This is a genomic window from Pseudomonas sp. 5Ae-yellow (genome assembly GCF_014077575.1).
Classification (GTDB): Bacteria; Pseudomonadota; Gammaproteobacteria; order Pseudomonadales; family Pseudomonadaceae; genus Halopseudomonas; species Halopseudomonas neustonica.
Genome location: NZ_JACGWE010000069.1, coordinates 1 through 9,123, shown reverse-complemented (window position 1 = coordinate 9,123; position 9,123 = coordinate 1). Strand labels below are relative to the sequence as shown.

Annotated in this window: 11 protein-coding genes and 3 tRNA genes; 1 reads left to right on the top strand and 13 read right to left on the bottom strand. The window is 55.3% G+C overall.

Going from position 1 to position 9,123, the window contains the following annotated elements; translation table 11 throughout:
• From H4J77_RS18715 to H4J77_RS18680, 8 genes are all read right to left on the bottom strand, one after another.
• Nucleotides 1–154: GTP-binding protein (locus H4J77_RS18715; RefSeq protein WP_259364927.1), on the bottom strand; the 154-nt coding region annotated here is incomplete at its 3' end.
• A gap of 85 nt (nucleotides 155–239) precedes the next feature.
• Nucleotides 240–315, bottom strand: a tRNA-Thr gene (locus H4J77_RS18710).
• A gap of 25 nt (nucleotides 316–340) precedes the next feature.
• Nucleotides 341–414 (bottom strand) — tRNA-Gly (locus tag H4J77_RS18705).
• A 24-nt stretch (nucleotides 415–438) separates the two neighbouring features.
• Nucleotides 439–523, bottom strand: a tRNA-Tyr gene (locus tag H4J77_RS18700).
• A gap of 134 nt (nucleotides 524–657) precedes the next feature.
• A complete protein-coding gene (locus H4J77_RS18695) occupies nucleotides 658–1,374 on the bottom strand; it encodes an SPOR domain-containing protein (protein WP_123890104.1) in 717 nt (238 codons plus the stop codon).
• On the bottom strand, nucleotides 1,374–2,123 hold the full coding sequence (locus H4J77_RS18690; RefSeq protein WP_123890101.1) for a type III pantothenate kinase: 750 nt from the start codon (nucleotides 2,121–2,123) through the stop codon (nucleotides 1,374–1,376). The genes H4J77_RS18695 and H4J77_RS18690 overlap by 1 nt, the downstream gene beginning before the upstream one ends.
• Nucleotides 2,107–3,081 carry a bifunctional biotin--[acetyl-CoA-carboxylase] ligase/biotin operon repressor BirA gene (gene birA / locus H4J77_RS18685; protein WP_123890169.1) on the bottom strand — a complete coding sequence of 325 codons (975 nt, stop codon included), beginning with the start codon at nucleotides 3,079–3,081 and terminating at the stop codon, nucleotides 2,107–2,109. The genes H4J77_RS18690 and birA overlap by 17 nt, the downstream gene beginning before the upstream one ends.
• Before the next feature lie 67 nt (nucleotides 3,082–3,148).
• Nucleotides 3,149–3,382: a DUF1127 domain-containing protein gene (locus H4J77_RS18680; protein ID WP_182249957.1), complete on the bottom strand. Its 234-nt coding sequence runs from the start codon at nucleotides 3,380–3,382 to the stop codon at nucleotides 3,149–3,151.
• Between the two features lie 95 nt (nucleotides 3,383–3,477).
• Between H4J77_RS18680 and H4J77_RS18675 the strand changes: the two genes are divergently transcribed.
• The gene (locus H4J77_RS18675) at nucleotides 3,478–4,332 is read left to right on the top strand and encodes a LysR family transcriptional regulator (RefSeq protein WP_182249955.1); all 855 of its coding nucleotides are present in this window, start codon (nucleotides 3,478–3,480) and stop codon (nucleotides 4,330–4,332) included.
• Here the strand turns inward: H4J77_RS18675 and H4J77_RS18670 are convergent.
• The 5 genes from H4J77_RS18670 to cysP are packed head-to-tail and all read right to left on the bottom strand — an operon-like array spanning nucleotide 4,322 to nucleotide 8,854.
• Entirely contained in the window at nucleotides 4,322–4,939 is a 618-nt protein-coding gene (locus tag H4J77_RS18670) for a class I SAM-dependent methyltransferase (RefSeq protein ID WP_182249953.1), read from the bottom strand. The genes H4J77_RS18675 and H4J77_RS18670 overlap by 11 nt on opposite strands.
• 34 nt (nucleotides 4,940–4,973) lie before the next feature.
• Complete coding sequence (locus H4J77_RS18665) at nucleotides 4,974–6,074, bottom strand: sulfate/molybdate ABC transporter ATP-binding protein (protein ID WP_123890093.1); 1,101 nt, start codon at nucleotides 6,072–6,074, stop codon at nucleotides 4,974–4,976.
• Complete coding sequence (gene cysW / locus H4J77_RS18660) at nucleotides 6,074–6,940, bottom strand: sulfate ABC transporter permease subunit CysW (RefSeq protein WP_123890091.1); 867 nt, start codon at nucleotides 6,938–6,940, stop codon at nucleotides 6,074–6,076. Before cysW ends, H4J77_RS18665 begins: the two co-directional genes overlap by 1 nt.
• A gap of 6 nt (nucleotides 6,941–6,946) precedes the next feature.
• Entirely contained in the window at nucleotides 6,947–7,813 is an 867-nt protein-coding gene (gene cysT / locus H4J77_RS18655; protein ID WP_182249951.1) for a sulfate/thiosulfate ABC transporter permease CysT, read from the bottom strand.
• A gap of 12 nt (nucleotides 7,814–7,825) precedes the next feature.
• On the bottom strand, nucleotides 7,826–8,854 hold the full coding sequence (cysP, locus tag H4J77_RS18650) for a thiosulfate ABC transporter substrate-binding protein CysP (RefSeq protein WP_182249949.1): 1,029 nt from the start codon (nucleotides 8,852–8,854) through the stop codon (nucleotides 7,826–7,828).
• Nucleotides 8,855–9,123 lie beyond the last annotated feature (269 nt).

The window sequence follows — 9,123 nt, the reverse complement described above, 5'->3', positions numbered from 1 at the left end:
TATCGATCTGATCGAAAGCGCGAGCGGAACCGCCATAAACTTCGGCGCAAACACGGGTCAATGCAGCTGTCAGAGTAGTCTTACCATGGTCAACGTGACCAATGGTGCCTACGTTCAGGTGCGGTTTGCTACGTTCGAACTTCTCTTTAGCCATCGAGAGATCCCCTATTCGTGAGAGCAATGCGCGAGTCACGCGACCATTAAATAAAAGGCAGATATTTGCATATCTGCCTTGATACTGGAGCTCATGAGCGGATTTGAACCGCTGACCTCACCCTTACCAAGGGTGTGCTCTACCAACTGAGCTACATGAGCTTTTTACATCATTGCATTGCCAAGCTGGAGCGGGTAGCGGGAATCGAACCCGCACCATCAGCTTGGAAGGCTGAGGTTCTACCGTTGAACTATACCCGCCAAGTACCTGGCTAACGCTAAATCTGGTGGAGGGAGAAGGATTCGAACCTTCGAAGGCTAAGCCGTCAGATTTACAGTCTGATCCCTTTGACCGCTCGGGAACCCCTCCGTAAAAGAGGCGCCATTTTCATCACTTGGCGCCACCCTGTCAACACTTTTATTAGCAAAAACACCCACTTGAAGGGAGCCCAAGACACATAAAAGCGCTCGCGAACACTATCATCCGCTTGAGCGGGCGCCATTCTAGGGTATGTCGCTACCTTTGGCAACGCCATCACATGCCTGATACTGATGCTGCATGGAAGGAAAGTCGGCGCGCAAACGGGTTAACATCGCCTGATCGAGCAGACGCCTCGACCGCGGAGGCACCTGCAAAAGATACTGCTCACGGGTCTTTTCGACCGCTTTAATTTCAACCTGATAGCCCTCGGTCGCTAGCTGAGCCTGGCGCGCCGCAGCATAGTCCTGCTGACTGAACACCCCAAGCGACAGGTTACCCGCCAAATCCCCACGAGTGATAAGAAAGCTATCGACCCCCCTTTCCTGCAGAGCTGACAGCCTGGCCAAAGCACCCTTACTACCGCCGCTCACAGCCATCACCAACCAGTAGTCGGTGGTGGTTACCTCCTCACGCGCAACCAGCTCGGCAGCAACATCAAGGGCAAGCAGGCGCTGCCTGAGCTGGTCAGCCTCAGCCCTATTGGCGAAGGTACCGAGCATAACGCACAGCGCCGGCGTCGACTCGACCGGAGTGACAAACTCTGTTGCCGGCTGCAAACCTGAACGCGCCTCATCGCGCTGAATAAGCGGTGCAGCATCCGACACCGTGGAATCTGTAACCCTAAACGGCTGCTCCAACACTGGCCCCGCCGTCGCCGGCACTTGCCAGCCACCAACCTGCCACTGCCATAGCGCGTAAAGCACGTTCAACAACAGCAGGAAGAGGAACAGCGAGCGCATTAATCAATCTCCACAGGACACGCCAGCGCCAGGCCGTCGAACACCAGATCATTCAGCGTATGACAGGTCTCCGGCAGCGCGTCCGCCATACGCTCGGCATCCCCCCCGGTGAGAATCACAACCATTTCGTCGCCCAGGATCTGCCGGGCCACCTTCAACTGCTCGCGAACAAAGCCGACCAGCATAAGATCGCATCCAAACTCTACCGCCTCAGCGGTACTCGTGCCCGGATCAGGTTGCAACAGGTCCCCGCGCAATGATTCATCATATCGAATAAGTCGAGTATGTCGCTGCAGGCTGGTTCTGAGGAGCTTGCTACCCGGCGCTATGTATCCCCCCAGATGCTGGCCGGAGGCATCAACGAAGTCGACCGTTACCGCGGTACCCAGATCGATGACCACGCAGGCCCGTCGACAGTGATTATAACCAGCCACCAACGCGAGCCAGCGATCCATACCCAACTTGCCGTGATCTACATAGCCATTGCGCACACCGGATAGCTCAGCACGACTCTTTGCCAGTACCGGATGCAGCTTGAGCCAACTGGTTAGCTGATCCATAACGACCTGGGTTTCGGCAGGCGACCTGACACTAACCAGGCGACAACCCATAATCTCTCGCTCCTGACCACCCAGCAAGCACTGAAGCTCAACCAGATCTGGCGCCATATCGCGATCACGGACTCGCCCCTGCCGATCCAGAAGCCGCCATTTGATCAGCGTATTACCGCAATCAAGCTCCAGTAGCATGATCCAACCTCAAGCTGACTTCACCACCGCTGACGTCCATCTCACCATCCTCAGTGAGCAGGCGAAGCGCGCCCCGTTGATTCACTCCCAGGTTGCGCCCGGCCATTACATTGCTGCCGGAAATCACCTTAACATCAGCACCCAGCCACGCATCATAGCCTTGCCACTGCTGCTGAAATGCAGCAAAGCCGGAACGGGAAAATAAGGCCAAAGCATCAGCCAAACCGCTAGCGAAAGTGGCGACGATCCGGTTGCGATCGAGTTCGCCCCTCTGCCCCGAACGGCGCAACGAGGTCCAGCTTTGATCTATGCTGTCATCAGACTCCATCAGGACATTCACTCCCACCCCGATAATCACCACCGTATCAGCGGTCAGGTCGCCCGAGATTTCCAGCAATACTCCAGCCAGCTTAGCGCCATCAAGCAGTACGTCATTTGGCCACTTCAAGCGACAACCCTGGTAGCCGCACGCCTCCAGAGTTTGCACCAGGGTCAAACCGACTACCAGACTCAAGCCCTCCAAGCCCTGAGCCCCGCCGCTGACCGGCTCAACAAAAGACACATATAGATTTTGCCCGAATGGACTAACCCAGGACCGCCCACGCCGTCCGCGACCGGCTGCTTGCTGCTCGGCGACCACTACCAGAGGCCTCACACCCGTCGCGGCAATCAAGCGCTGCGCCTCGGCATTGGTTGAGTCTATCTGCTGGTAAAGATGCCAATCCCAGCGATCGCGGCATTGCGCAGACAGCTGCTGCTGAATGGCGTCGCCGTCAAGAAGCACCGCACCAACCGGAATACGATAGCCCTTGCCACGGACACGATGAATCGGAAAGCCTTGCAGCTCTAACGGCTGCAGCGCCTTCCATATGGCCGCACGACTGACACCAAGATGCGCCCCAAGCTTTTCGCCCGAGTGAAATTGGCCATCAGCCAGCAGAGCTAGAATCTCGTGCAACATGAGTCAGCGGCATCCAGATGAATAAGCCGCACATCATACCGGTGCGGCGGCGATGCCGCTATCCTCAGGCCTTATCGTCCCAAAATGGCCGCGCAGCCTCGTTCATAGCCTCCGCCCGCGAAACACCAATATCCTTCATTTGCGCGTCAGACATGGTCAGCAGCAGGCGGCGCTCATAGCTTACCCGTTGCCAGCGTCGAAGCTTGAGCCACGCCTTAAAGGCAAGGGCCTGCAAACGATTACGCACAATCTTTAGCGGTAGCGCTCTAACACGGATAGATATCGAGCTGGCTTTCATAGCAACTTCCTCCATGACGGTAGAGGAAGTTTGGAACTTGAATTAATATCAATCCAACGAATGTTTCTTATGCAAAACATCTCAGGAATTGATCAATGGCCGAATATCCCACGATTGACAGTGAACTCCTGCGCACCTTCGTCGCCATAGCTGACCAGGGCGGCTTCACCCGTGCCGCCGAGGCACTGAATCGCACCCAGTCGGCGGTCAGCATGCAGATGAAAAGACTGGAGGAAGACGTCGTAAAGCGCAGCCTGTTTCAACGTGTCGGCCGTCAACTGGAGCTAACCCCCGAGGGCCAGGTATTACTCAGCTACGCACGTCGAATTCTCAAACTGCAAGGCGAAATCATTAGTACGCTGCGCGAACCGCATATGGTCGGTTCTATCAAGATTGGCACACCAGACGATTATGTAATGCGCTTTTTACCCAGTATTCTCGCCCGCTTCGCGCAAAGCTATCCGATGATACAGGTTGAGCTGCACTGCGAGCCCTCTTACCAGTTGCTGCAGCGCAAAGATCTCGACCTGACCATAGTCACCCGTAAACCGGGGACTGAGATAGGACAGCTGCTACGTCAGGAGAAATTGGTTTGGGCACAAGCCAAGGGGTTTGCTCTGCACGAACAGCCAAGCCTACCTTTGGCCATGTTCAACAGTGACTGCTTTTGCAGGGAGTGGGCATGCAACGCATTGGAGACCATGGGACGCGATTACCGACTGGCTTACACCAGCCCAAGCCTATCCGCGATTATGGCGGTAGTGGGCGCAGGACTGGCAGTGACCGCGCAACTGGAGAGCCTGATTCCAGCAGGAATAGAGATTATCGGCAGCGAGCTGGGGCTACCGTTAATGCCCTCAGCCAGCATTGTGCTGCTGCGTAACAATCTGGCACAGACGCCCATAACCGAGTGTCTTGCCGAGTATATTGCAGACGGATTTAGTCTTTGACGGCGACGCCCTGATACAAGTACGTCATTGGGCGTGGTCCCGGGATGTATTCAGCACTCAGCTCCGGCAACACAAAGCCCGCCTGGGTCAACAGCTCTGGAATATTCCGGTTAAGATGACAACCACCAGCGATTGGCTTCCACCAGGGAGTTAATCGGTGCTGCCAGCGCTGCACCGCTGAGTCAGCAGCCAAACCATGCTCACAAAACAGCAATTCAGCACCTGGCTTTAGCACACGCCGCATTTCCGTCAGAGCAGCTATCGGCTCGACAATACTGCACAGGGTGAACGTCATGACAATGCAATCAAAGGAATCGTCCGCCGCATCAATACCATCCGCGCCCACCGCAACCATGTCGACTGGAATACTGATCTGCGCTGCGCGCTGGCGCGCCAGGTGCTGCATTTGGGCCGCAGGATCAACTCCCACAATGCGCCGGACCTTGCTCGCATCGTAATAGCGCAGGTTGAGGCCGGTGCCGATCCCCACCTCAAGAACCTCACCTTGGGCACGGGGCACCAACTCAGCCCTGCGCGCCATGACATCACCCATCCCGCAGGCAACATCTATCAACCGCGGTAGTACAAAGCGCTCATAAGGATTCATCAAGCCTCCACCGTGAAGCCAGACCCGCCCCGACTCAGTCGTTAACCCAACTCAGGGTGCGCGGCCGTGCCTGCTGAACATCGAACAAATGCCCAACATCAGGCACAGCATAGCAACGATCTCCGCGTTGCGGCTGCCAGCGATTGAATTCGACGTGGCTAATACCCACTTCCCATGGCTCTTGCGCCACCCAACCACAGGGCGCTAACTCAAGTCGTACCTCTGCACCAATCAAACTGATGGATTCAATACGCAACGGCAGGTTCGCATGTGGCGCAGGGCAGTCCTGCAGCCGCACTTCATGGGGCCGCAAGTAGAGCTGCGCCTCACCAGAGCACTCAAGCATCCCTGGCAGCTGAACCCAGGCATCACCCTGAGTCATGCGCTGCTGCGCCAGCTGACCATCCAGCACATTGACGTGGCCGAGAAAATCGAACACAAAACGGCTTTCCGGTTGCGCATAGAGTGCCTGCGGGCCACCCACCTGCTCGACCTTACCGGCACTCATTACCACGACGCTGTCGGACAACTCCAGCGCCTCTTCCTGATCATGGGTCACAAAAACGCTGGTGAAATGCAACTCATCATGCAAGGCGCGCAGCCAGCGTCGAAGATCCTTGCGGACCTTGGCATCAAGCGCCCCGAACGGCTCATCAAGCAAAAGTATCTCCGGCTTCATCGCCAGGGCACGAGCCAGGGCGATGCGCTGCTTCTGTCCACCTGACAACTGCGCCGGATAGCGTGAGGCCAAATGAGCCAACTGCACCATATCTAGCAACTCACCAACCTGCTTGCGAATTTCCGCCGCGCCAGGCCGCTGCGCCTTGGGCATGACCTCCAAACCAAACGCAATGTTCTGCGCCACCGTCATATGCCGAAACAACGCGTAGTGCTGAAACACAAACCCGACACGGCGATCACGCACGTGCAAATCGGTTACATCTTCACCATGAAAGAGGATCCGGCCCTGCTCAGCAGACTCAAGACCGGCGATAATCCGTAGCAGCGTCGTTTTACCCGACCCCGAAGGGCCAAGTAAGCCGGTCAGTTGGCCGTCAGGGATATCCAGCGAGATATCCTTTAACGCCTGAAATTGACCGAAGTACTTATTGATACCTTCTAACCTGATACTCATCAAAGACTGTCCGTTTGATCTGATACCGGCGCGCGTTGACGCTCCTGTCGCCACTCGACAAAACTCTTGACCAGCAGCGTAAGCAAGGCAATGCCTGCGAGCAGGGAGGCACTGGTAAAGGCGCCCGCCACGTTGTAATCCTGATAAAGCAGCTCGACGTGAAGCGGCAAGGTATTGGTCTCCCCGCGAATATTACCGGATACCACAGACACAGCCCCGAACTCGCCAACTGCGCGGGCGTTGGTAAGCACAACGCCATAGAGCAAAGCCCACTGAATATTCGGCAATGTCACCTTACGGAAAAGCTGCCAGCCCGAGGCACCCAGCACGACACCCGCTTCTTCCTCCTCCCTACCCTGCTGCTGCATAAGAGGGATGAGCTCCCTTGCGACAAAGGGACAGGTGACGAAGACGGTGACCATGACAATGCCAGGCCAGGCAAACATCAACTGGATATCCTGGTCCAGTAGCCAACCACCAAGCCAACCATTGCTGCCGTACAGCAACAGGTAAAGCAAACCGGCAACGACGGGAGAAACGGCAAAGGGGATGTCGATCAGGGTGATCAATACCTTCCTGCCCGGAAACTCGAATCGGGTAACCAACCAGGCTAGAAATACACCGAATACGAGGTTGATGGGCACCGTCATGGCGGCGACAAAGAGCGTAAGAGCAATCGCCTCTAGCGTATAGGTGTCAGTCAAATTAGCCCAGAGGCTATCCGCGCCGTCGGCGAACGCCTGGCTAAAAATCAATATCAGCGGGATAACCAATAACAAGAGGGTCAACGTAAGCGCAGAGCCAATAAGGCTCCACTTTACCCAGGGTTGATCACCGATACGAAGGCTTGATTTGACACGACTCATAACGTCTTACCGTCCCTGCAGGCGGCGCAGGTAACGCGCCTGCCACAAATTGATTACCAGCAGCAGTAATAGCGACGCCATAAGCACGACCGATGCGATAGCACTGGCCGCCGCATAGTCATATTCCTGCAGGCGGACGAATATCATCAGACTGGTGATCTCACTCACGTAGGGCATATTGCCGGCGATAAAGATCACCGCGCCAAACTCACCCAGACTGCGAGTAAACGAGAGCGCTACGCCAGTCATCAAAGCCGGCCAGAGAGAGGGAAACAGAATACGCCTGAACACCGTCCAGTCACTTGCCCCCATGCTAACGGCCGCCTCCTCATCCTCTGTCGGGAGGTCTTCCAGCACCGGCTGCACCGTCCGGACCACAAAGGGCAAACTGGTAAAAGACATTGCAACCACGATGCCCAAAGGCGTAAAGGCCACCTTGATACCCAGCTCTGTCAGAAACTGGCCATACCAGCCTCCTTCCGAAAAAAGCGCGGCGAGCGTGATGCCGGCAACGGCAGTAGGCAGGGCAAAGGGAAGGTCCATAAGTGCATCGACCAAGCGCTTACCCCAGAAGTCGTAGCGCACCAGAACCCACGCCATGAGCAGACCAACAATGCCGTTGAAGACAGAGGCAATGGCTGCAGCCCAAAGCGTAACCTTATAAGAGGCGACAACTCGCTCGTCAGTAATAACCGCCCAATACTCGGCCCAGCTCATGCCTGAGGTCTGCATGATCAAACCCGTCAATGGCAGCAGCAATACCAACCCGATGAACAGCAGTGATATACCCAAACTCAAAGCAAAGCCCGGCAAGACGCGCTTGCCGGGCTTATTTCTATCTGCCGATGAAGAACCGGCTAAAGATGTACTCATGAACTGATTCGATTACCTGCGTTGAAGTTGGTCCAGTTTACCACCACTGGCGAAATGCACCTTCATCGCATTCTCCCAACTACCGGCAATCTCTTCGATCGGCAGCAGCTGAAGGTCAGGAAAACGATCGGCAAACTCCTGCTTAACCGTTTCGTTATGAACGCGGTAGTTGAACCCGGCAATCAAACGCTGAGCGTCTTCGCTGTAAAGATGCTCAAGGTAGGCTTTTGACACAGCCTCGGTACCATTGCGCTCAACGTTACGGTCGATCCAGGTAACCGGAAACTCGGCCAAAAAGCTTACCTTGGGTACCACAACTTCAAATCCCGCATCCGGGTTCTGCGCGACGATATTGTTAACTTCAGACTCAAAGGTCAGCAACACGTCGCCAATACCACGCTCAATAAATGTGGTGGTTGCACCACGTCCACCGGTATCGAATACGGCAACATTACCCAGGAACGACTTCAGATAGGCGTCTTCCTTGGCCTCATCACCTGGGTAAGCCTTTTGCGCGTAACCCAAGGCGGCAAGATAACTATAGCGGCCATTACCTGACGTCTTGGGATTAGGCATTACCGAGCTGACATCGTCACGCGCCAGGTCATCCCAGTTCTGAATGTTCTTGGGGTTACCCTTGCGAACCAGAAAAGCCATCGTGGAGTAGTACGGCGAGCTTGCGTTGGGCAGACGATCACGCCAATCCGCCGGAATCAGATCACCCCGTTGATGGAGGATATCTACGTCAGTTACCTGGTTATAGGTGACAACATCGGCACGCAGACCCTGCAGAATCGCTTGTGCCTGACGCGATGAGCCAGCGTGGGATTGCTTTATCTCCACGGTGTTTCCGGTCTCTCCCTGCCAATATTCCACAAACTGCTCGTTATAGGCAGAGAACAACTCACGGGCGATATCGTAGGACGAGTTAAGAATTTCCTGATCAGCAGCCTGAACCGGAGTGATGATCAAACCTGTACCTACGGCCACTACGCTAGCCAGGCTTTTTAGCCGACCAACCACGGTTAATTTATCGAACATACCCAAACTCCTAGGCCTATCCAGAAACAGGCTGACATTGAGAAATAGTGGAGTCAGCCTACAGAAAGGCTTTAGATAGAACAATAAGCTCTTTAGACGGTTTTATTTAGCACATAAAGCGCTAAGGAATAAGCAGCTATGCAAGCTGGAAGCTGGAAGCTGGAAGCTGGAAGCTGGAAGCTGGAAGCTGGAAGCTGGAAGCTGGAAGAGAGTGGCGTTTGCCTAGGGCAGGTCAATAGGTTTTGGCTTTAATCTGCAAGCAGCCGCAG